The sequence below is a fragment of the Mycobacterium sp. HUMS_12744610 genome, from assembly GCF_041206865.1.
GTDB classification, from domain to species: domain Bacteria; phylum Actinomycetota; class Actinomycetes; order Mycobacteriales; family Mycobacteriaceae; genus Mycobacterium; species Mycobacterium servetii.
In genome coordinates this window covers 2,744,529-2,766,757 of the sequence record NZ_JBGEDP010000001.1, presented here as the reverse complement: position 1 = coordinate 2,766,757, position 22,229 = coordinate 2,744,529, and the positions used below count along the sequence as shown (strand labels likewise).

The following is a 22,229-nucleotide window of genomic DNA, read 5'->3' as shown; positions in this document are numbered from 1 at the left end:
CTTCATGCCGTCGTCTCAAGCGGGTGTGGCCTTGAAAGTGGCCATTGTCGGGTCGGGAAACATCAGCACCGATCTGCTCTACAAGCTGCTGCGCTCGGAGTGGCTGGAACCGCGCTGGATGGTGGGCATCGACCCGGCCAGCGAGGGCCTGGCCCGGGCCCGCAAGCTGGGTTTGGAGACCACCCATGAGGGGGTGGACTGGCTTTTGGGGCGCTCGGAGAAGCCCGATCTGGTGTTCGAGGCGACCAGTGCCTACGTGCATCGGGAGGCCGCACCCCGCTACGCCGAGGCCGGGATCCGGGCCATCGATTTGACCCCGGCGGCGGTGGGTCCGGCGGTGATCCCGCCGGCGAACCTGCGCGAGCACCTGGACGCCCCGAACGTCAACATGATCACCTGCGGGGGCCAGGCCACGATCCCGATCGTCTACGCGGTCTCGCGTGCGGTCGCCGAGCAGGGCGGGGTGCCTTATGCCGAGATCGTGGCGTCGGTGGCCTCGGTGTCGGCGGGGCCGGGTACGCGGGCCAACATCGACGAGTTCACCAAGACCACCAGCCGCGGCGTGCAGAGCATCGGCGGGGCGGTGCGCGGTAAGGCGATCATCATCTTGAACCCGGCCGACCCGCCGATGATCATGCGCGACACCATCTTTTGCGCCATCCCCGAGGACGCCGACCGCGACGCGATCGCCAAATCCATCCACGACGTGGTGGCTGAGGTGCAGACCTATGTGCCCGGCTACCGGCTGCTCAACGAGCCGCAGTTCGACGACCCCTCGCTTAACTCCGGCGGGCAGGCCCTGGTCACCACGTTCGTCGAGGTCGAAGGCGCCGGGGACTACCTGCCCCCCTATGCGGGCAACCTGGACATCATGACCGCGGCGGCCACCAAGGTCGGCGAGGAGATCGCCAAAGAGATGCTGTCGGTGGCAGGAGGCACACGATGAGCACGCAGGACATCTTCTTCAACCCCATCTGGGACGTGCGGATGACCGACACCTCGCTGCGCGACGGCTCGCATCACAAGCGCCACCAGTTCACCACCGACGAGGTCGCGGCGATCGTGGCGGCCCTCGATGTCGCCGGGGTGCCGGTGATCGAGGTGACCCACGGCGACGGGCTGGGCGGGTCGAGCTTGAACTACGGCTTTTCCAAAACCCCCGAACAAGAACTGATCAAACTCGCCGCCCAAACGGCCAAAGAGGCCAAGATCGCCTTCTTGATGCTGCCCGGGGTGGGCACCAAAGAAGACATCAAACAAGCCCAGGACAACGGCGGGTCGATCTGCCGCATCGCCACCCACTGCACCGAGGCCGACGTCTCCATCCAGCATTTCGGGTTCGCCCGCGACCTGGGCCTAGAAACCGTCGGGTTCTTGATGATGGCCCACACCATCCCCCCCGAGAAACTGGCCGCCCAGGCCCGCATCATGGCCGACGCCGGCTGCCAGTGCGTCTACGTCGTCGACTCCGCCGGCGCGCTGGTCCTCGAAGGCGTCCGCGACCGGGTCGCGGCACTGGTCGCCGAGTTGGGGTCGGATGCTCAAGTTGGTTTTCATGGCCACGAAAACCTCGGCCTGGGCGTTGCCAACTCGGTGGAGGCCGTCCGCGCGGGCGCCAAGCAGATCGACGGCTCGTGTCGCCGCTTCGGCGCCGGTGCGGGCAACGCCCCCGTGGAGGCCCTGATCGCGGTGTTCGACAAGATCGGCGTCAAGACCGGCATCGACTTCTTCGACATCGCCGACGCCGCCGAAGACGTCGTACGCCCAGCCATGCCCGCCGAATGCGTACTGGACCGCAACGCCCTGGTCATGGGCTACTCCGGGGTCTACTCCAGCTTCCTCAAACACGCCGTCCGCCAATCCGAACGCTACGGAGTGCCCGCCCACCAACTCCTGCACCGCGCCGGCCAACGCAAACTCATCGGCGGCCAAGAAGACCAACTCATCGACATCGCCCTGGAAATCAAACGCGAACAGGACAGCGGGACAGCCGCCACGCACTGACCAAGTCGGCCCCCGACTTCTGCGGCGAGGAACGAAGGGGCTGAACGTCTTTCGGGTCGATTGGGTCGCAGCCTTTGCTGGCGCCTGTTGCCCGGACCGTCACCGTGCTGGGCTCGCGGCGATGATGGGCACGCCTTCGGCGGTGAAGGTGACTCCCCCATCACCGGCGATGTGGCCCACTGCGAAAACCTTTGCTCCATCGATGAGGTCATGTGTGCGCTCGCTCGCACCACACCCAACGGAAGCTTCACCGCGCGATCGACGTGCGCCCTTGTCGCCGCGACGGCGGGCGCGTCCACCTCCGTCCGGTCGGTCACATCGAATCACAGCGATGAGGCGGCGCACGGATGCCGCCAGGGCCGCACACCCGGCCGACCCGCACGGGGACGGAGCACCGGCCGCGACGTCACCAATCCCGCCACGGGATGATGGTCTGTAGCGGCGTGCTGATCACTAGGTCTGCGTTGGCCGTCGGCGGGCTCGCGCCGCCCACCAGGTCGCGTACCCGGGCAGTGGTGGCAATGGGGTCGTCATCGAGATAGAGCATCCGAATGCGAAGTGCGCCGGAGAGTTCGGAAGGATCCTGCTCGCGCAGGCGCAGACTGTTCTGCTGATGGTGGTCGAGAGAAAATGTCCAGGCCCCCGCCACTCCCGGCTCGTCGAGCAAGGCGGGAATCAACACACGGTCCTCCCAGCGATGGTGCTCGTGAGTATCGGGTCCCAACGGGTCGGCAAACCTGGTCATCGTCAAATGCAACCCACGGTTTGGCCGGTACGGGATGACCGCCGGCGACACCAGCGCAGACGAGGCCGCGTAACCCTTGACAGGGCGGAAGAAAGCGAGCAGCGTACGGCGCACTCCGGCGATGATCGGCCCGCGGCCCCACTCGAACGAGTCCGCGCCGAGCCGCTCCCACTCCGGTACCGATTGCTCGACAGGATCGCGGAACCAGTACATGGCAACGTAGTCCGTCGCCGCTTGCTCTGAATCGGCGATCGATTCGGCTCGGCACTCGGCTGTGCGCGCCCATCGATCTCCCCATGCGACGCCGGGAAGTGCCAGGTTCTCCGGCCGATGGTCGAGTTGGTGCCATTCGTTGTAGCGACGGTGCTGCTCGTAATCCGCGTTGTCGAGCGCGACAAACGAAAAGAACACCAACGGGCAACCCCTCACATCGGCCCCGCATCCAATACCGGTGCCGATGCACCCACGAGTCCTCGCGTCAGCAGCGCATGTGCTCCGGGATCGCCGTCGAGGACACGGCTGGTGCGTCTGGTGATCCGCCAGCGCCCGTCGATCCGCTGTAGCTCGAAATGGTTTGCCGTCGAGCGCCATACGCGATAGCTCTCACCGTCGCGGATGAGTACCAGAGATTCGGCAACCGCCACTGCCGAATCTTCAGTCACCGTTACGACGCTCGGCCCGATGAAGTGACAGCATCCGTTGCTCACCAACCTCTGGTGAGAATCGGAACTCACCATCGCATGAACGTCCTTCTGGCCGTGCATTTGCCAGCCCTCAACGTCATAGATCCCGTCGGTCGCCCAGAGTTGCGCGGCGGCGTCGGCGTCCCCGGCATCCACGGCCGGTCCGTACGAGGCGATCAGCCTGGAGATGTCGCGTTCGTCCTCAAGGCGGCTCAGCCGTGCGGCAAGGTCGGCGATCTCGGTCATGACCCGATTCCTTTCTCATCGTTGGCCAGGTCCTGCAGCGTTGACAACTGTTCGACATGATGCGCCAACGAGTGGGCACGCACCGAGCAGGTCGCCACCGTGGCTCCGGCGTGGCGCAGCGCGTGCTCGCGGGCGATCAGAACCAAGTCGAATCCGTCGGCCGCCAACTGTTTGGCGAACTCGGCGCCAGCCCCTTCCGAATCGCCTGCAAGGACCGCCCAGGGCCCGTAGGTGCCGACTTCGAGCATGATTGCTCCTACCGTTGAGTGGCGCCGGCGTCCACGGGCAGGGTCGCCGCGGTGATGTAGCGCGCCTCGTCGGACGCCAAGAACAGCGATGCGTTGGCGACGTCTATGGGTTCTATCCATGGGACGGGAAGCAGGTTCATGCCCAGTGCCGCTTCGGCGAATTCGGCGCGGGTGGGTGGCCGATCCAAGTCCGGGCGGAATGCACCGCGCACGGCGTCGTTCTGGATCAGCGGCGTGTCGACATTTGTGGGATGCACACAATTGACGCGGACATTGTGCGGCGCCAGCTCTTTGGCCAGGCTCTGCATCAGTCCGACGACACCGTGCTTGGCGGCGGTGTAGTGGGCCACGCCGACCAAGCCACGCAATCCGGCGATGGAATTCGTCAAGACCATCGCGCCGGCGCCGCGCGCAATCAGGTGGGGCGCACCGGCGCGGCACGTATGCCATACCCCCGTGAGGTTGACATCCAGCATGGCGCGCCAGGCATCTTCGTCGAGGTCGAGCGCCGCACCGCGCGAAGTGATCCCGGCGGTGGCGCACACAACGTCCAGCCCGCCGAACTGCCGGACGCCGCGGTCAGCGGCAGCCTGGACGCCCGCGAGGTCACGGACGTCGACGACCTCGGTGTGCACCCGCGCGCCGGTTTCGGCGACCAACGAAGCCGTGCGCTCGAGGTCGGCGGGCGTGCTGTGCGGAACCACCACGGTGTCGACCGCTCCGCACACATCGAGCGCCACGACGTCGGCGCCCTCCTGCGCGAACCGCACGGCCTGCGCGCGTCCGATCCCCCGCGCTGCGCCGGTGATCAGTGCGACCTTGCCCGCCAGACGCTTACTCATACCGCGTCAGAACTCGACGCGGACATCATCGCTGAGCGGGCGGGCCTGGCAGGCCAGGATCAAACCCTCGGCGCGCTCTTCGGGTCCCAGTAGCTCGCAACAGGCCATGTCCACCTCACCCGAGACGAGGGTCGCCACGCAGGAGCCGCAGTGGCCTTCACGGCACGAGTGTGGCACGTCGATTCCGGCGTCGAGCATCGTGTCGACGAGTGACTGGTCGCGCGGCCAGCGCAATCGGTGGACCTCGCCGGCCAAGTTCACCTCGACAGCAGCAGCCGCCGCGTCGGTGCGCACAGCGGCGTCATGTCGTCCGGGTTCTGACATGGAGCGATTCTGACGGGGCGATGAGCCGGCCCGCCGATGCCTTTCCGATGGCCGGGAGGCCGGCCGTCTCGGAGTCCGGTCACCGGGATACCTCACCTGCCTCCGGCGCGCAGGATCTACCGTTGACCCTGTGAAAAGTGGCGGTGATCGGCTGGTGGCTCCCGATATTGATGTTGTGGTGGTCGGAGCCGGGTTCGCGGGTTTGTATGCGCTGCACAGGCTGCGGTCCGACGGGTTGACCGTCCGGGTGTTCGAGGCCGGACCCGACGTCGGTGGTACGTGGTACTTCAACCGCTACCCCGGTGCCCGGTGCGACGTCGAGAGCGTGGACTACTGCTACTCGTTTTCCGACGAGCTGCAACAGGAATGGGACTGGTCGGAAAAGTACGCCACCCAGGCCGAGATCCTGGCCTACATCAACTGGGTCGCCGACCGATTGGATCTGCGTCGGGACGTCACACTGAACTCCCGGGTCACGTCCGCGGTGCTCGACGAGCACAAGTTGCGTTGGACGGTGACGACAGACACGGGTGAGCGCGTCACCGCCCGCTTCTGCCTGATGGCCACGGGTCCCCTGTCGGCGGCGCTGACCCCGCAGTTCCCCGGCCTGGACACCTTCGCCGGGGAGGTGCACCACACTGCCTCGTGGCCGCACGAGCCGGTGGACTTCGCCGGCAAGCGGGTCGCGGTCATCGGAACCGGTTCCTCCGGTATCCAGTCGATCCCGATCATCGCCGCAGAGGCGTCACAGCTCTATGTCTTCCAACGCACCCCGAATTTCAGCGTCCCCGCGGGCAACCGCCCGCTCACCGACTCCGATCGCGCGGAGGTCAAGGCGAATTACGAGCAACGGCGACGGGTGTCATGGCGCAGCTCAGGCGGCTCCCCCCATGTCGCGCACCCCAAGCCGACCATGGAGGCGACACCCGAGGAACGACGCGCGGCGTTCGAGAAGCGCTGGGATCTGGGCGGTGTGCTCTTCTCCAAGACCTTCCCGGACCAGATGACCGACCCGGCCGCCAATGAAGAGGCCCGCAAGTTCTATGAGGAGAAGGTCCGGGCCGTGATCGACGACCCGGAGGTGGCCGAACTCCTCATTCCCAACGACCACCCGATCGGCACCAAGCGGATCTGCACCGACACCAATTACTTTCAGACTTTCAACCGCCCGAACGTAAAACTGGTCAGCGTCCGCAAAACACCGATCATCTCCGTCGACGCCGCCGGGATCAACACCACCGACGCACACTACGACCTGGACATGATCGTGCTCGCCACCGGTTTCGACGCGATGACCGGCGCACTGGACAAGATCGACATCGTCGGCCGCAACGGCAAGCACCTGCGCGATTATTGGAGCGATGGGCCGCGGTCCTATCTCGGCCTGAACACCGACGGGTTCCCCAATCTGTTCGTGGTGTGCGGCCCCGGTGCTCCCGCCGTGCTGGCCAACATGGTGCTGCACGCCGAGGCGCACGTGAACTGGATCGCCGACTGCATCGCCTACCTCGATGCCCACGGCTACACGGCGATCGAGGCGACCGCGCAGGCCGTCGATGACTGGGTGGCCGAGTGCGCCCGCCGGGCCGAGGCGAGCCTGTTCACGAAGGCCAATTCGTGGTACCTGGGCGCCAACGTTCCCGGGAAGCCGCGGGTCTTCATGCTGTTCATCGGCGGGTTCGGGGTCTATCTCGACATCTGCAAAGAGGTCGCCGAGGCCGGATACAAGGGATTCTCGCTGATCAAGGGATCTTGATGTCAGGTCTGCATGGTCGCGTCGTCCTGGTGACCGGCGCCGCCCGAGGGACCGGTCGCTCCCACTGTGAGCGGTTCGCGGACGAGGGTGCCGACGTCATCGCGCTGGATGCGCCCGCGGCGGCCGCCGAACTCGCCGAAACCGCCGCCGCCGTCGCGCGGCGGGGCGTGCGCGCCGCGACGGGGCTGGCCGACATCAGCGACTTGCCCGCCGTGACGGCCGCGGTGGATGCCGCCGTCGCCGAACTCGGTCCCATCGACGTGGTCGTCGCCAATGCCGGGATTCATCCTGCGGGCGCTCCCACGTGGGAGATCACCCCCCAGAGTTGGCAGCAGGTGCTGGACGTCAATCTCACCGGCGTCTGGCACACCGTGAAGGCGGGCGTGCCCCACATCGGGGAGCGGGGTGGCTCTGTCGTCATCATCAGTTCCACCAACGGCATTCGTGGCACCGCGAACAGTGCCCATTACACCGCGAGCAAGCACGCCGTGGTGGGACTGGCGCGCACACTCGCCAACGAACTCGGGCCGCGACGTATCCGCGTGAACACCGTCCATCCCGGCGCAGTGGGAACCGCGATGGTCCTCAACGACGCGACGTTCCGGCGCCTTCGCCCCGACTTGGACAACCCGACGGCAGAGGACGCCGCGGAGGTGCTCATCGCCCGTCACTTGCTACCCGTGCCGTGGGTCGAACCCGTCGATGTCAGCAATGTGGTCGTCTTCCTGGCCTCCGACGAAGCCCGCTATATCACCGGGACCCAGATCGTGGTCGACGCCGGTCTTCTGGCGAAAGCGTAGGAAGAGGGCATATGGGCGTCTACGCGGTCACCGGATCTGCTTCGGGTATGGGGCGTGCCGCCGCGGCAAAACTCCGGGAAGCGGGCCACCGCGTGATCGGTGTCGACATCAGGGACGCCGATGTGCTGGCCGACCTTTCCAGTCAGGACGGGCGCACGGCGGCGTCCGGAGCGGTGTCCGAGGCCTGCGACGGCCGACTGGATGGCGCGGTGCTGGCGGCGGGCCTCGGACCTACCCCCGGTGCGACCGGTGTGCCCCTGATCCTGACGGTGAATTTTCTCGGCGTGGTCGAATTGGCCGAGGCGTGGCGTCCTGCGTTCACGGCGGCGGGGAACGCGAAGGTGGTCGTCGTCGCGAGCAACTCGGCGACCACGATGCCGGCCGTGCCGGGGCGCGCGGTACGCGCGTTGCTGGACCGCGATGTGGTCAGGGCTGAACGGGCGGTACGCATGTTTCGGTCGGCCGCCCCGTCGATGGCCTACGGCGCGTCGAAAATCGCGCTCTCACGTTGGGTGCGGCGCACCGCGGTGACACCGGAGTGGGCAGGTGCGGGGATCCGCTTGAACGCGATCGCGCCGGGCGCGATCATGACCCCGCTGTTACAGAAGCAGTTGGCCACACCGCGCGAGGCCAGGGCGATCCGCTCGTTTCCCGTGCCGGTCGGCGGCTTCGGAGACCCCGCACAGCTTGCGGACTGGATGGTCTTCATGCTCTCGGATGCCGCCGAGTTCCTTTGCGGTAGCGTTATTTTCGTCGACGGCGGCACTGACGCATACTTCCGTGCCGATGACTGGCCGCGACGGGTGCCGTCCATGCACCTGCCGCAGTACCTCTGGCGGATGGCCGCCTTTCGTCGTGGACGATCGGGTCGCTAGCGCGCCAGTCCAGCCTGTCCATGCCGGTACGGGCCGGCCTTCGTGAGCGTCAACGCCGCTACCCCCGGCATCGAAGTCGACAACGGGTCGCGGCATCGCCCCCGAGCGTGGGTTGCCGGGTGAGGTCTCGCGCAGCCAGGGCCGCGCACTGGCATTGTTCACCGCCGTCAGGTTGGGGATTTCCGCGACCTCGGAACGGGTCCGTTCCCGAGCACCGGGCGGCGCGACGGCGCTTGTGACGCCCGGCGCCGGCGTCGAGCTCGACTCGTACGGGCGGCAACAGCCGTTTCGTCGGCAACAATTCGCACATCGATTTGGACCCATTTCAGCCCGCTGATCGGGATCATCAGAGAGTCGGCGCATGGACTGCGGTAAACCATTCATTAAGCCCACACACGTAAGGACGATGAAAATGAGCGAGCGGGTACTTGACCGGGTCGTGGCGATGGCCGACCAGTTGCGCGAGCAGGCCGCAGAAGCTGAGCGAATCGGCCGGCTCACCGACGACTCGGTGAAGCTGATGAAGGCCGCCGGCCTGATTCGACTGCTGCAACCCAAGAACTATGCGGGCTTCGAGGTCCACCCCCGCGAGTTCGCCGAGACGGTCATGGCGACCGCGGCCCTCGATCCGGCGGCAGGCTGGATCGTCGGTGTGGTGGGTGTGCACCCCTACCAGTTGGCCTACGCCGACCCGAAGGTGGGTGCCGAGGTCTGGGCCGACGACGTCGACACGTGGATGGCCTCCCCGTATGCGCCCCAGGGCGTGGCCAAGCCGGTCGACGGCGGCTACCTGTTCAACGGCCGCTGGCAGTTCAGCTCGGGCACCGACCACTGCGACTGGATCATCCTGGGCGCGATGCTCGGCGACGCCAACGGCATCCCGCTGATGCCGCCGCAGATGCTGCACATGATCCTGCCCCGCAAGGACTACGAGATCGTCGAGGACTCCTGGAATGTGGTGGGCCTGCGCGGCACCGGCTCCAAGGACGTCATCGTCAAAGACGCGTTCGTCCCCTCCTACCGGACCATGGACGCGACCAAGGTGATGGACGGCACCGCCCAGCGCGAGGCGGGGATGACCGAGCCGCTGTATCTGATGCCGTGGTCGACGATGTTTCCCCTGGGGATCTCGGCGGCGACCATCGGTATCGCCGAAGGCGCGCTGGCCGCACACCTGGATTATCAGCGAGAGCGGGTCGGCGCCACCGGAACGGCGATCAAGGACGACCCCTACGTCATGTACGCCGTCGGCGAGGCCGCGGCCGACATCAACGCCGCCCGCCAGGAACTGCTGGCCAACGCCGACCGGATCTATGACATGGTCGCCGCCGGCAAGGAGGTGTCCTTCGCCGACCGGGCGGCGGGCCGTCGCACCCAGGTGCGCGCGGTGTGGCGCGCGGTGTCGGCGGTCGACGAGATCTTCGCCCGATCGGGTGGCAACGCGTCGCGGATGGACAAGCCGCTGCAGCGCTACTGGCGCGATGTGCACGTCGGGCAGATGCACGCCATCCACGTCCCGGGCACCATCTACCACGCGTCGGCCCTGAGCTCGCTGGGTGTCGAACCGCCCCAGGGCCCGCTCCGGGCGCTGATCTAGGAGTGAGACGAAAGTGACCGAACTGAAAAGCCTTGGGTACGTCACCATTTCGACCAACGACATCGACCGGTGGCGGCAGTTCGCCTTCGGTGTGCTGGGGTTCGCCGAAGGATCGGGCCCCGACCCGTCGGCGCTGTATCTGCGCATGGACGAGCGCGCGGCCCGGCTGATCGTGGTGCCCGGGGAGACCGAACGGATCCGCACCGTGGGCTGGGAGGTGCGCGACCACCCCGGCCTGCAGCGGGTCAAAGCCGCGCTCGACGGCGCCGGAGTGGCGTTCAAGCAACTCTCCGACGAGGAGGCCGAGGCCCGGCGCGTCGAGGAGGTGATCACCTTCGAGGACCCCGCCGGCATCACGTGCGAGGTCTTTCACGGCGCGGTGCTCGACCACAGCCCGGTGATCACCCCGTTCGGGGCGAGGTTCGTCACCGGCGACCAGGGCATGGGCCACGTCGTGCTGCCCACCACGGACCCGGGCGGCCTGTTCGACTTCTACACCGAGGTGCTGGGGTTCCGCTCCCGGGGCGCGTTCCGGGTTCCGCTGCCCAAGGAGTTCGGCCCGGTGCGGGTGCGTTTCCTCGGCATCAACGAGCGACACCACAGCTTGGCGATCGTCCCCGCCGCCCATCAGCGCGACCCGCGCCTGGTGCACATCATGGTCGAGGTCGACACCCTCGACGCGGTGGGTCAGGCGCTGGACCGCGTCAACGCCGAGGGCTTCCAGCTCTCCTCCACGCTCGGACGGCACACCAACGACAAGATGGTGTCGTTCTACGTCCGGGCCCCCGGCGACTGGGACATCGAATTCGGCACCGACGGGATGCGGGTCGACGAAAACTATTACACCGCAGAGGAAATCACTGCCGACAGCTACTGGGGCCACCAGTGGATCGGCGAGATGCCCGCGGCGATGCGGTTATGACGCCCGATACCGATGTCACCCCGGTCCCGGCGGCGTCGATCACCTCCTGGGACGACGAGGCTGACGTCGTGATCGCCGGATACGGCATCGCCGGGGCCGCCGCGGCGGTCGAGGCGGCCCGCGCCGGCGCCGACGTCCTGGTGCTCGAACGCACCGGCTCCTGGGGTGGTGCGGCCGCCATGGCCGGCGGTTTCATCTACCTCGGCGGCGGCACCGCGCTGCAAAAGGCCTGTGGCTTCGACGATTCCGTCGACAACATGGCGGCCTTCCTCAACGTCGCGATGGGCCCCGGGGCCGACGCGGGGCGCATCGCCGACTACTGCGCCGGCAGCGTCGCCCACTTCGACTGGCTCGTCGACTGCGGTGTGCCGTTCAAGGCCGAGTTCTTCTCCGAACCCGGCTGGGAGCCGATGGGCGACCAGGGCCTGATGTACAGCGGCGGCGAGAACGCCTACCCGTTCAACACCATCGCCTCCCCCGCCCCGCGCGGCCACGTCCCGCAGATGTCGAACAAGAAGCAGGGCGAGGCCAGCGCCGGCTACATGTTGATGAAGCCGCTCGTCGAGACGGCCACCGCGGCCGGCGCGCGGGCGCTCTACGACGTGCGGGTGCAGCGCCTGATCGTCGAGTCCGACGGCAGGGTGGCCGGAATCCGGGCCCGCCGTTACGGCGCCGAGATCAACGTCCGGGCGCGCCGCGGGGTGGTGCTCGCCATGGGCAGCTTCGCTACAACGACGCGATGGTGGCGCAGTACGCGCCGCGCATCGCCGGGCGCCCGGCCGCCTCGATCGAACAACATGACGGGCAGGGCATCCGGATGGCGCAGGCGCTCGGCGCGGACCTGGCCCACATGGACGCCACCGAGGTCGCCATCTTCATCGACCCTCAGCAACTGGTGCGCGGCATCCTCGTCAACGGCCGCGGCCAGCGCTACGTCGCCGAGGACACCTACCCCGGCCGGGTCGGCCAGCTCACCCTCTACCAGCAGGACAACACCGCCTACCTGATCATCGACGACGACGCCCAGCAAGAGGCGATGGCGTCGTGGTCACCGAAGTTCATGCTGCGGGAGGCGAACTGGGTGGCCGACAACGTCGCCGACCTGGAACGCGACATGGGGCTGGCGCCCGGCTCGCTGCAGGCCACGGTGGCCGCCTACAACGAGGGCGCCGCGCGCGGCGAGGACCCGCTGTTGCACAAGAAGCCCGAATGGTTGCGGCCGATCGGGTCGCCGGTCGGCGCGATCGACCTGCGGGAGAACACCGGCGGGTTCACCCTGGGTGGGCTGTGCACCACGCTGGACGCGGAGGTGCTGCACGTCAGCGGCGCGCCGATCCCGGGGCTGTTCGCGGCCGGCCGCTCGACGGCCGGGCTGGCCGCCTGGGGCTACGCCAGCGGCGTCTCGCTGGGCGACGGCAGCTTCTACGGGCGCCGCGCCGGTCGCTCAGCGGCGAAAGGCTGACCGCGAAGGAACTGACGTGGACGCCGATCGAGTGCGGCTTCTGGTCGATGAGCGTGATGTCGAACGAGCACTGACCAAGTTGGCCCGCGCCATGGACGACCGCGATTGGGCTGCGATGGCCGAAATCCTCGCCGCTGACGCGCAAGGCGACTTTGGAGCAGGGCGCCTGCATGGCAGCGCGGCGATCATCGAGATGATCCGCGGATTCCTGGACAACTGCGGGCCCACGCAACACCTGTTGGGCAATGTGGTTATTGATGTCGACGGGAACACCGCGACCAGCCGCGCGTACATCCACGACGTCCACTTGAGCGCCGATGCCAACCCATCGGCGCGGTTTTACACGCTTGGCGATTACCGCGACACATGGCAGCGGTGCTCAGACGGGGCTTGGTGCCTGACCGAGCGGGTGAAGTTCAACCGAGCCCACGTCGGATCACTCGACGTTTTCGGTGGCTGGTAGGCCGGGTTCACTCAACGGCGTTGACCGCGGTCGACAACCTCGCCTTGAACGTCTCCGGAATGGGGACGTACCCGTGCTCGGCCAATCCTTCCTGGCCTCCTCCGATCGTGCTCTGCAGGAAAGCCCTGACGGCCGCCCCGACCTGTGGGTCAGGGTACTTCGAGCAGACGATCTCATAGGTTGCCAGCACGATCGGATAAGCACCGGATTGGTTCGGCCGATAGAACGAGATTGTGTCCAGGACGAGGTCGTTGCCCGTGTTGATGATCCCAGCCGTGGCAATCGTCTTCGCCACCGTATCGGCGCTGATCGTCACGGGGTCCGAACCCGCCGAAGTGATGACCTTGGCCATCTTCAGCTGTTGCGCCTGGGCGAACGACCACTCGGCGTAGGTGACCGCCCCTTCGGTGCGCTTGGCGCCCGCGGAGGTGCCGTCGTTGCCCATCGCACCCTCGCCCACACTGCCGTTGAACGCCTTGCCGGCACCCTTACCCCAAGCGTCGCCGCCGGCGTTATCGAGATACTTCTGGAAATTGTCCGAGGTGCCGGACAAGCCGCTGCGGAACACGACACAAAAACCTCCGTACGCCCAGCGTGCCGGGGATTTTGCGGCTGCTTGGCGCGTGTTTGTGACAGCAGACACACGATGTGATAGAAACAGATATTCCTAATAGGAATATTCCAGCCAGGCAGACCAACTTGGAGGACCGACCGATGGCTTCGACCGATGACACCGCCGAATCCGCCACGCCCAGCGCCGTTATCGACCGCATCTCGCTGGTGCTCGACGCGTTCGACGGTCCGGGACGGTTGACGCTGGCTCAAATAGTGCGACGCACCGGACTGCCGCGCTCATCGGCACACCGCATGCTGGAGCGGCTGGTTCAGCTCCGCTGGTTACGCCGCAGTGGCCGCGACTACGAGCTGGGAATGCGGCTCGTCGAGCTCGGCTCACTGGCCGTGCATCAGGATCGGCTGGTGCGCTCGGCCACCCCGCTGCTGGGGGAATTGCACCGCGCCACGGGCCTCGTCATACATCTGGCCGTCTTGGACGGCCCCGATGTCGTCTACCTCGAGAAGATCGGCGACCGGCTGAGCAACGCGATTCCAACCAGGGTCGGCGGCCGGCAGCCCGCACACTGCACCGCCGTCGGCAAGGCGATCCTGGCCTACGGCGATGAGCGCGCGGGCATCGATCCGCGGGCCCGCTTGACCAAATACTCGATCTCGAGTGCCGCGCAACTGGCAGCGGAACTATCCAAGGTCCGCGCTCACGGCGTCGCGTTCGAGCGCGAAGAGTCGCTGCTCGGGTTCGGTTGCGTGGCAGCGCCCATCGGGAACCCCGGTGAAGCGGTGGCCGCCGTGTCGGTGTGCGGCCCGATGAACCGGGTGACCTTCGACCAGCGCCTCGCCGCTCCGGTTCGGATGACCGCTATGGCCATCTGGCGCAACGTCGAAGGCGGCCCGCAACGTGTCGCCCCCACCCTGCAGCCGCTGCGGCCCTTGCTCCCCCCGCGGCCGCGGTCGGCCGCGGCGCCCCGCCCGACCCTGCAATACGCGTGAGCCTCGACCCCCAGATCGCCGCCATCATCGAGCAACTGGACGGCGGGTTCCCCGCCGTCCAGGACATGACCGGCGCCCAGGCCCGCGATCTGATCAGGTCCAGGTTCGTCCCGCCGGTCCAACCCGAGCCCATCGGCGAAGTCACGGACTGCATAGTCACCGGCCCGCACGGCCCGATCGCGGTGCGCGTCTACCGGCCCGAAGCCGTCAGCCCGCTGCCGATACTGGTCTACGCACACGGAGGCGGGTTCGTGTTCTGCGATCTGGACACTCACGACGGCCTCTGCCGCAGCATCGCCAACCTCCTTCCCGCGGTGGTGGTTTCGGTCGGATACCGGCTGGCACCAGAGGACCCGTGGCCGGCGGCCCCCGAAGACGTCTACGCGGTGACACGCTGGTGCGCCGACAGCGCCGCCACCCTCGGCGGCGACGCCGGGCGTCTCGTCGTCGGCGGCGACAGCGCCGGCGGCAACCTGGCCGCGGTGACCGCGATCATGGCCCGCGACCGCGGCGGACCGGCGCTGGCCGGCCAGCTGCTGCTGTATCCGGTGATCGCCGCCGACTTCGACACCGAGTCCTACCGCCTGTTCGGTCGGGGCTACTACAACCCGAAGCCGGCCCTGCAGTGGTACTGGGACTGTTATGTGCCCGCAGCAGGCGACCGCACTCACCCGTATGCCGCACCCCTGCATGCGGAGCTGAGCGGTCTACCGCCCGCAGTCGTCGTGATCGCCGGCCACGACCCACTTCGCGACGAGGGACTGGCCTTCAGCGCGGCATTGCAGGCGGCAGGCGTCCCAACGGTGCAACTGGACTACGAGGGCGGCATCCACGGCTTCATGACGATGCCGATGCTTGACCTCGCGCATGAGGCCCGAAAATCGGCCATTGCGGCGCTATCCGATCTGCTGCGGCGGTAGGGTGTTCGCCCGCAACGGCTCTGCCGCCTCGTAACGCTGATCTGGGTCCAAGACGCAGTGCGTCCGGCCGAACACCGTGACCATGCACTTGTTGTTGTGGGTACACCGGCTGCGCACGGTGGGGTCGGCGGCCATCCGGGCGACCAGGTCGGGCTCACGCAGCAGCGCGCGGCCCATCGCCACGAAGTCGAACCCCTCGCGCATACCGGTCTCGACGTGGTCGCGGTTGGTGATGCCGCCCAGCAGGATCAGCTTCGTGTTGCGGATCACGGGGACGAATTGCCGGGCATTCTCGAGCATGTAGAGGTCGTGGTACGGATAATCGCCCATCGCCCATTTGCCGATCACCCGCATGCCGATGCGCATGGGCTGCGGCATGACCTGGGCGAACTCCCTGACGGGGACGTCACCGCGGAATAGATACATGGGCTTGAACACCGAAGATCCCTGGGTCAATTCGATCGCGTCGAGGGTCGCGTCGGCATCCAGGAGCGCGGCGGTCCGCAGTGCTTCGTCGACCCAGATGCTACCGGGCACACCGTCGTCCATATCCAGCTTGGCCGTCACCGCGATCCGCTCGCCGATCTCGTCACGTACCCGCCGGGCGATCTCGCGGCACAGGCGCGAGCGGTTGTCGATGTCGCCGCCATAGTCGTCTTTGCGGCGGTTGATCAGCGGGCTCAGGAACGAGCTCGGTAGATAGAGGTGACCGAAATGCAGTTCCACGGCGTCGAAGCCGGCATCGGCGGCCACCCGGGCCGCGGCGCCGAACTGGTCGATCACGCCCGCGATCTCGGCGCGGGTGATCTCCCGGCAATAACCCATGGACGCGGGGTTGATGAATCGGCTCGGCGCCACCGGGGTCACCCCGGTCAGCTTCTTCTGCGCCACCACGCCGGCGTGGCCCAGCTGCGCGGAGATCGCGGCCCCGTCGGCGTGCACGGCGTCGGTCAGGCGCCGCAGCCCCGGCAGCGCCCGCTGGCTCATCACGATCTGGCCGGGTGCACTGGCCCCTTCCGGCGCCACACAGCAGTAGGCGACCGTCGTCATGCCGACGCCGCCGCGCGAGAAGGCGCGGTGGAACTCGATCAGATCGTCGGTGACCAGCCCGTCCGGCGAACGACCTTCCGAGGTGGCGGCCTTGATCACCCTGTTGCGCAACCTCACCGGCCCCAGCATGGCGGGGGCGAAAGGATCAGCCGCTGCAGTGCTCATCTGGCTACCGTTGCCCCGCATCCAGCGCCGGTCAACACCAGGTTCCCGATAATCGGGAGCCGGCCTCGCCGGGCCGCGCCGGTGTCATACGGTCAGCTCATGGCCGACGGCGAAGTCTTCGTGATCGATCGGGTGATCACTCGGCCCGGATGCGCCCGGCGATTCGTCGACACCTACCTCGCCGAATACGCTCCCGGCGCACGCGAACGCGGTATGAAACTACGCGACGTCCTGGTCAGCCCGCCCATCTGGTTCGACGAATCCGCGGAGCGGGTCAACACGGTCACCATCACCTGGACGCTGCCCAACGCGCAGGCGTGGTGGCAGATGACCTGGAAAGGCCGGCCGGACCCGGCGTTGGGCGAATGGTGGACAAAGGTCGGTGGCTTGGTGGTCGAGCGGTCCCGGTCGTTCGCTGCGGCCGCCGCCGACGTGGACGGACTGTGCGATGTATAGCGTCACCCGGCTGATCGATGTCGCCGAGCCGGACCGCGACCGCATGCTCGCCGGATTGCGTGGGGCGGCAGCCAACGCCGGGGCACGGAGTTGGGTGGTGGCACCCACGCTGCCCGGTTCGCGTAACGGCGGCGACATCCTGGTTCACCTCCGCTTTGCCGACAAGGACCAATGGGATTGCACGGCGGGAGGTTTCGCCGCGCTCTTCGCTGATCCCGCGGTCAGCCGGGTGAACGGCGCGGCCTACTCGGGAACGCCCGTACTCGGCAACGACAGACCGGCAACCGTTTACCGGGCGCTGCTGTTGAGCGTGCCGCCAGGCACCGATGCGACCACCATCGGCCGTTTCGAGGCCGACCTAAGGCTGATGCCGCGCTACGTGCGCACGATCACCGACTGGCAGCTGAGCAGGGTGGAGGAAGCGACCGGCACCTCGGCGTGGACTCATGTGTTCGAACAGCTTTTCACCGACGCGGACGGTTTGACCGGGGCCTACCTGATGCATCCGATCCACTGGGCGGTGGTGGATCGCTGGTTCGACCCCGAATGCCCCGACGTCATCGTGCGCGACCGCGTCTGTCACAGCTTCTGCGCCAGCACCGGGCCGGTACTGGGTTAGAGCCCCGCGGGAGAGATGTTCGGGTTGGCCGTCGCGGGTGGCTGCAGCGGCGGCAACACCGTGGTGCCATCCAAGCTGTGCACCGGCAACTGCTGCGACCACGGATAGTGCAGGCTGAACGCCACCAAGCCGGTGCGCTTCGCGGCGGGCAGATGGCACATCGCCAGCACCGTCTCGGCCAGGTATTCCACCGGCTCGGTCGGGAAAGTGTCCGGAATGAGCTGCGCAGCGCCGGGTGTGCGGACCGCCGTGGAAGGGCCGACGCAGTTGACGGCGATGTCCGCGTCGAGAAGTTCCGCGGCCACCCCCTGGGTGAACCGGTGCAGGGCGGCCTTCATCGACGCGTAGATGACGTCGCCCGAGGTCTTGTTGTATTCCCGGTATGGTCGCACCGGCGCCACGCCGGTGACCGAACCGATGTTGACGATCCAGCCCGCGCCCTGCTTGCGCATCTGGGGCACCGCGGCTTTCGTCAGGACGAACGGCACGCGCAGGTAGTGCTCCACGGTACGGTCGAACGTTTCCAGGCTCATCGCCTCGACCAGCGAGTAGTCGGCGAAACCGGCATTGTTGACCAGGATGTCGAGGCGGCCGGCGCGCTCGAGGACCGCGTCGACCAGCCCGTTGCGCTGCTCGGCGTCCTCCAGGTCGGCCGCGACGCCGAACGCCTGGCCGCCCGCGGCCTCGATCAGACCGACCGTCTCGGCGATGGTGCCCGGCAGCGCCGCGGTCGTTCCTGCCCGCGTCGACAAGGACGGGGCATGCGATCGCGCGGTGACCGCCACGGTGGCACCTTCGGCGGCCAGGCGCTGCGCGATCGCCCGGCCGATCCCACGGCTGCTGCCCGTCACCAACGCCGTTCTGCCGGAAAGGAGTCCGCTCATCGCAGCGTGAAATCCTCTTCGAGCGGCGCGCGATGGTCGCGCCAGAAGTCGATGAGGCGATACGGGAACGCCGTCACGATCCGCCCTCCCCCCGAGCGGTAGTAGGTGTGGGCGGACGGAGTGTGGCACCAGACGGTACCGGCCATTGTCTGGTCGATGTCGGCGACATAGCGCTCGTAGGCGCTCTGCGTGACCTCGATGGTGGCCGCCTTGCGCAGCGCCATCAGCTGCAGGCATTCCATGACGTAGTGCACCATCACCTCGACGCCGAAGTTGTGGCCCGCCCCGTGCCCCGGGCTGTAGTTGGGGGCCGACGAAATGAACATGTTCGGGAAACCGGGCACCATCCCGCCGCGGTAGGCCCGCGGGATGTCGCCCCACTCGTCGCTGAGCTTCTTGCCGCCGCGGCCCCGGATGTCAACGGTGGACAGGAAATCCAGGTAGTAGCCGGTCGCGTAGATGATGATGTCGAGGTCGATCTGCCGGCCGTCGGCCGTGACGATTCCGGCCTCGTTGACCCGCGCCGGTTCGCTCGCCTCGACGTCCACATGCTCGCGCGCCAGCGCGGCGTAGTAGCCGCCGGGATCCCGGATGATCCGCTTGCCGTAGGGAGCGAAGTCGGGCGTGACCTTGCGGGCCAGTTCGCTGCCGGCGCCGAACACCCGATCGATGTAGTCCTGACACATCCGCAGCAGCACGTCATTGGCCGGCGAGATCGACAGATGCTCGGCCGCCCACTCCGGGTCATGCAAGATCACCGGGTAGTTGTTGTCCGCCGTCCCCCAATACGACTTGAGCCGAACCCAATTCGCGTAGTACGGCACCCTGGTGCCTAGCCACCGCTGGTAGGCCGGAACGTCGTCGGACGCCCGTCGCCGCGGTGCCACCCAGTGCGGCTGCCGCTGGAATACCGTCAGATGCGCAATCTGGTCGACGCACGCGTCGACGATCTGCACCGCGGTGCAACCGGCGCCGATCACTGCAACCCTCTTGCCCGTCAGGTCCAGATCGGGATCCCATTGGGCGGAATGGACGGAAACCCCCGCGAATGTCTCCAGGCCGGGCAGGTCCGGCCAGCGCGGACGGTTGAGATAACCGGCCGCAGGAATCACCGCGTTCGCGTAGCTGATGTCGCGGGCGCCGGGACCGACCGCGTGGATTTCCCACTGTTGGCGGGTTTCGTCCCACCACAGCGCTTCGACCTCGGTGCCGAACCGCGCGTGGCCGCGCAGGTCGTTCTTGTCGGCCACCGACACCAGGTAGGACTGGTACTCGGCGCCCTGCGGGTAGTAACTCGACCAGTCGCCGTTGATGTCGCGCGACAGCGAGTAGTACGCCGACGGGGTGTCCACACCGATGCCCGGATAGGTTGTCGTGTACCAGGTTCCGCCGACCTCGTCGTGTCGCTCGATGATCTGGTAGTCGATGCCGGCGTCTGTGCACGCGAGCGCGGCGGTGATTCCGGCGATTCCCGCGCCGATGATGGCGACCTTGAAGCCGTCGGGAAGCTTGGCGGTGCGCGGCAGTACCGGCTGGGACGGCTGGAATCCGCCCTGCTCGAGCAGCAGCGGGAGGTACTCGGGACCGATTTCGCCCCCCAGGGCGACGGGTGCGATACGGGCGAACAGGTCGCGGTCGTCGGCGCGGACGGCGTCGCTCGGGCGGGGCGACTGCAGCGCCGCGACGACCGCGTCGACCAGCTCCGCGGCCGTTGCGGGATCGGTGACACCGGCCTGCTCGGGCGGATCGGGGACGTAGCTGATCCTCCCCGCGAACCGCTCGACGACCCCTGGGTCACCGGTCAGTTGCGCCAGCACGGCAGCCAGCACGCCGGGATCGGCCTGGCGCAGGTTGGCCCGCAACTCTTCGGGGTCCAGGTGGACGTATCCGGTGCCTTCGGTCGTGACGGGGACGCCAGCGCTCATGCCGGCAAGTATTGGGGCGATCCGCGTTCGCGTGCAGCCCCTTGTCTACTCAGCGGGACGCCGATGGCCCGCAACCGGGTGTTCGCACCTACCGTGACGGGAATGCAGTCCCAGGATCTGGACGCGATCGTCGCGCGGGCGCGCAGCAACGGGCTCGGCGATGTCCCCCGCCGGTCGGCTCGCCGGCACCCCGACAAGACCGCGATCATCGACGGCGACGTCGTGTTGAGTTTCACGGACTTCGATCGGCTGGTAGATCGCGCGGCGGCCGCGTTGCAGAACAACGGTTTTAGCGTCGGCGACCGAGTCGCATTGCTTTCGCACAATTGCTGGGAGTACGCCGTGCTGGCGTTCGCGACGGCGCGCGCCGGCGTAGTCCTGGTGCCGATCAACTTCATGCTGACCGCCGAGGAGATCGCGTACATTCTGGGCCACAGCCAGGCCCGCGGATTCATCGTCGAGTCCGAAATGACAGCGACGGCCGAAGAGGCGATGCGGCGCGGCGGTGTGGTCACAACCCAGATTGCGTTGGCACCCGCCGGCCGTGAGGCCCCGCCCGGCTGGGACGACTTCGCGCACTGGCTGGACACCGACAACGCGCCGCCGAGCCCGCACATCGACGACGACCAGCTGGTGCGGCTGATGTACACCAGCGGCACCGAGTCCCGTCCCAAGGCGGCCATGCACACCAGCCGCAGCCTGATGTGGCAGTACGTGAGCACCATCGTGGCCGGGGAGATGGCCCACGACGACGTCGAGATCCACTCGCTGCCGCTCTACCACTGCGCACAGCTGGACAACTTCCTGGCCACCGACATCTACCTGGGCGCCACCAGCATCATCCTGCCGCGACCGGAACCCGAAGCGGTGCTCCGCACGATCGAGCGCTACCGCGTCACCAACTACTTCGCTCCCCCGACGGTGTGGATCTCGCTGCTCCGCTCGCCCGTGTTCGACCAGGTGGACCTGTCGAGCCTGCGCAAAGGCTACTACGGTGCGTCGGCCATGCCGGTCGAGGTGCTCGCCGAGATACGGGAACGACTCCCCGACCTGAGGCTGTGGAACTTCTACGGCCAGACCGAAATGGCGCCACTGGCGTCCGCCCTGGGCCCCGACGAGCAAGACCAGCACGCCGGTTCAGCCGGGCGTCCCGTTGCCAACGTCGAGACGACAATTCTCGATGAGGACGACATTCCGGTCGCCGCCGGCGTCGTCGGCGAAATCGCGCACCGCAGCCCGCATTTGATGCTCGGCTATTTGGACGACCACGAACGTACCGGCGAGGCCTTCCGCGGCGGTTGGTTCCACTCGGGCGACCTGGGCTACTACGACGAGTACGGGCTGCTGCACGTCGTCGACCGCAAGAAGGACATGATCAAGACCGGCGGCGAGAACGTCGCAAGCCGGGAGGTCGAGGAAGTCCTCTACCGGCACAGCGGCATTCATGAAGCAGCCGTGTTCGGGCTGGCGCATCCGCTATGGGTGGAAGCCGTGGTGGCCGCGATCGTTCCTCGCGACGGTGTGACGTTGACCGAGCAGGACATCGTCGCTCACTGCCGAGTGCACCTGGCGGGCTTCAAAACACCCAAGCAGATCTTCTTCGTCGATTCACTTCCCAAGAACCCCAGCGGCAAGCTGCTCAAGCGCGAATTGCGAGAAATTTTCGGCTCTCGATAATTC

The 22,229-nt window shown here is 67.3% G+C and carries 20 protein-coding genes and 3 pseudogenes; 14 read left to right on the top strand and 9 right to left on the bottom strand.

Annotation, left to right across the window (positions count from 1 at the left end; genetic code table 11):
* Positions 1-4: 4 nt before the first annotated feature.
* Entirely contained in the window at positions 5-946 is a 942-nt protein-coding gene (locus tag AB8998_RS13620; protein ID WP_369738408.1) for an acetaldehyde dehydrogenase (acetylating), read from the top strand.
* Complete coding sequence (gene dmpG / locus AB8998_RS13615; RefSeq protein WP_369738407.1) at positions 943-2,004, top strand: 4-hydroxy-2-oxovalerate aldolase; 1,062 nt, start codon at positions 943-945, stop codon at positions 2,002-2,004. The genes AB8998_RS13620 and dmpG overlap by 4 nt, the downstream gene beginning before the upstream one ends.
* 406 nt (positions 2,005-2,410) lie before the next feature.
* Here the strand turns inward: dmpG and AB8998_RS13610 are convergent, their stop codons facing one another.
* From AB8998_RS13610 to AB8998_RS13590, 5 genes and pseudogenes are all read right to left on the bottom strand, one after another.
* Positions 2,411-3,160, bottom strand: coding sequence for a hypothetical protein (locus AB8998_RS13610; RefSeq protein WP_369741561.1), 750 nt, complete (start codon positions 3,158-3,160; stop codon positions 2,411-2,413).
* 14 nt (positions 3,161-3,174) lie between these two features.
* Positions 3,175-3,678, bottom strand: a complete 504-nt coding sequence (locus AB8998_RS13605) for a nuclear transport factor 2 family protein (protein WP_369738406.1) — start codon at positions 3,676-3,678, stop codon at positions 3,175-3,177.
* Between the two features lie 80 nt (positions 3,679-3,758).
* Positions 3,759-3,926, bottom strand: a pseudogene (locus AB8998_RS13600) (SDR family NAD(P)-dependent oxidoreductase); the annotation flags it as partial.
* Between the two features lie 8 nt (positions 3,927-3,934).
* Positions 3,935-4,768 carry a mycofactocin-coupled SDR family oxidoreductase gene (locus AB8998_RS13595; protein ID WP_369738405.1) on the bottom strand — a complete coding sequence of 278 codons (834 nt, stop codon included), beginning with the start codon at positions 4,766-4,768 and terminating at the stop codon, positions 3,935-3,937.
* Positions 4,769-4,774: 6 nt separating this feature from the next.
* A complete protein-coding gene (locus AB8998_RS13590) occupies positions 4,775-5,092 on the bottom strand; it encodes a 2Fe-2S iron-sulfur cluster-binding protein (protein ID WP_369738404.1) in 318 nt (105 codons plus the stop codon).
* Between the two features lie 130 nt (positions 5,093-5,222).
* On the opposite strand from AB8998_RS13590, the gene AB8998_RS13585 reads away from it, so the two are divergent.
* From AB8998_RS13585 to AB8998_RS13555, 7 genes and pseudogenes are all read left to right on the top strand, one after another.
* Positions 5,223-6,848, top strand: a complete 1,626-nt coding sequence (locus AB8998_RS13585) for a flavin-containing monooxygenase (RefSeq protein ID WP_369738403.1) — start codon at positions 5,223-5,225, stop codon at positions 6,846-6,848.
* Complete coding sequence (locus tag AB8998_RS13580; protein WP_369738402.1) at positions 6,848-7,648, top strand: mycofactocin-coupled SDR family oxidoreductase; 801 nt, start codon at positions 6,848-6,850, stop codon at positions 7,646-7,648. The genes AB8998_RS13585 and AB8998_RS13580 overlap by 1 nt, the downstream gene beginning before the upstream one ends.
* A gap of 11 nt (positions 7,649-7,659) precedes the next feature.
* The gene (locus AB8998_RS13575) at positions 7,660-8,523 is read left to right on the top strand and encodes an SDR family oxidoreductase (protein ID WP_369738401.1); all 864 of its coding nucleotides are present in this window, start codon (positions 7,660-7,662) and stop codon (positions 8,521-8,523) included.
* 412 nt (positions 8,524-8,935) lie between these two features.
* Entirely contained in the window at positions 8,936-10,120 is a 1,185-nt protein-coding gene (locus AB8998_RS13570) for an acyl-CoA dehydrogenase family protein (protein ID WP_369738400.1), read from the top strand.
* 13 nt (positions 10,121-10,133) lie between these two features.
* Positions 10,134-11,042 (top strand): biphenyl-2,3-diol 1,2-dioxygenase, encoded by a 909-nt coding sequence (bphC, locus tag AB8998_RS13565; protein ID WP_369738399.1) that lies wholly within the window; start codon positions 10,134-10,136, stop codon positions 11,040-11,042.
* Positions 11,039-12,504 (top strand): annotated as a pseudogene (locus AB8998_RS13560) (FAD-dependent oxidoreductase). Before bphC ends, AB8998_RS13560 begins: the two are co-directional and overlap by 4 nt.
* Positions 12,505-12,520: 16 nt before the next feature.
* On the top strand, positions 12,521-12,967 hold the full coding sequence (locus AB8998_RS13555; protein ID WP_369738398.1) for a nuclear transport factor 2 family protein: 447 nt from the start codon (positions 12,521-12,523) through the stop codon (positions 12,965-12,967).
* Positions 12,968-12,974: 7 nt separating this feature from the next.
* Here the strand turns inward: AB8998_RS13555 and AB8998_RS13550 are convergent.
* Positions 12,975-13,538: pseudogene (locus tag AB8998_RS13550) on the bottom strand (substrate-binding domain-containing protein); the annotation flags it as partial.
* 143 nt (positions 13,539-13,681) lie between these two features.
* On the opposite strand from AB8998_RS13550, the gene AB8998_RS13545 reads away from it, so the two are divergent.
* Positions 13,682-14,530, top strand: coding sequence for an IclR family transcriptional regulator (locus AB8998_RS13545; protein ID WP_369738397.1), 849 nt, complete (start codon positions 13,682-13,684; stop codon positions 14,528-14,530).
* Complete coding sequence (locus AB8998_RS13540; RefSeq protein ID WP_369738396.1) at positions 14,527-15,450, top strand: alpha/beta hydrolase; 924 nt, start codon at positions 14,527-14,529, stop codon at positions 15,448-15,450. Before AB8998_RS13545 ends, AB8998_RS13540 begins: the two co-directional genes overlap by 4 nt.
* On the opposite strand, the gene AB8998_RS13535 is transcribed toward AB8998_RS13540, so the two are convergent.
* On the bottom strand, positions 15,427-16,665 hold the full coding sequence (locus AB8998_RS13535) for an NADH:flavin oxidoreductase (protein ID WP_369738395.1): 1,239 nt from the start codon (positions 16,663-16,665) through the stop codon (positions 15,427-15,429). The genes AB8998_RS13540 and AB8998_RS13535 overlap by 24 nt on opposite strands.
* Positions 16,666-16,764: 99 nt before the next feature.
* Here AB8998_RS13535 and AB8998_RS13530 point away from each other — a divergent pair, with 99 nt between their 5' ends.
* Together AB8998_RS13530 and AB8998_RS13525 are read left to right on the top strand one after the other, a co-directional pair.
* Entirely contained in the window at positions 16,765-17,121 is a 357-nt protein-coding gene (locus AB8998_RS13530) for a hypothetical protein (protein WP_369738394.1), read from the top strand.
* Positions 17,114-17,740: a Dabb family protein gene (locus AB8998_RS13525; protein WP_369738393.1), complete on the top strand. Its 627-nt coding sequence runs from the start codon at positions 17,114-17,116 to the stop codon at positions 17,738-17,740. Before AB8998_RS13530 ends, AB8998_RS13525 begins: the two co-directional genes overlap by 8 nt.
* Here the strand turns inward: AB8998_RS13525 and AB8998_RS13520 are convergent.
* Together AB8998_RS13520 and AB8998_RS13515 are read right to left on the bottom strand one after the other, a co-directional pair.
* Positions 17,737-18,624, bottom strand: a complete 888-nt coding sequence (locus tag AB8998_RS13520) for an SDR family NAD(P)-dependent oxidoreductase (RefSeq protein WP_369738392.1) — start codon at positions 18,622-18,624, stop codon at positions 17,737-17,739. The two genes, AB8998_RS13525 and AB8998_RS13520, sit on opposite strands and share 4 nt — an antisense overlap.
* Positions 18,621-20,549: a flavin-containing monooxygenase gene (locus tag AB8998_RS13515; protein WP_369738391.1), complete on the bottom strand. Its 1,929-nt coding sequence runs from the start codon at positions 20,547-20,549 to the stop codon at positions 18,621-18,623. The genes AB8998_RS13520 and AB8998_RS13515 overlap by 4 nt, the downstream gene beginning before the upstream one ends.
* A gap of 102 nt (positions 20,550-20,651) precedes the next feature.
* On the opposite strand from AB8998_RS13515, the gene AB8998_RS13510 reads away from it, so the two are divergent.
* The gene (locus tag AB8998_RS13510; RefSeq protein WP_369738390.1) at positions 20,652-22,226 is read left to right on the top strand and encodes an acyl-CoA synthetase; all 1,575 of its coding nucleotides are present in this window, start codon (positions 20,652-20,654) and stop codon (positions 22,224-22,226) included.
* Positions 22,227-22,229 lie beyond the last annotated feature (3 nt).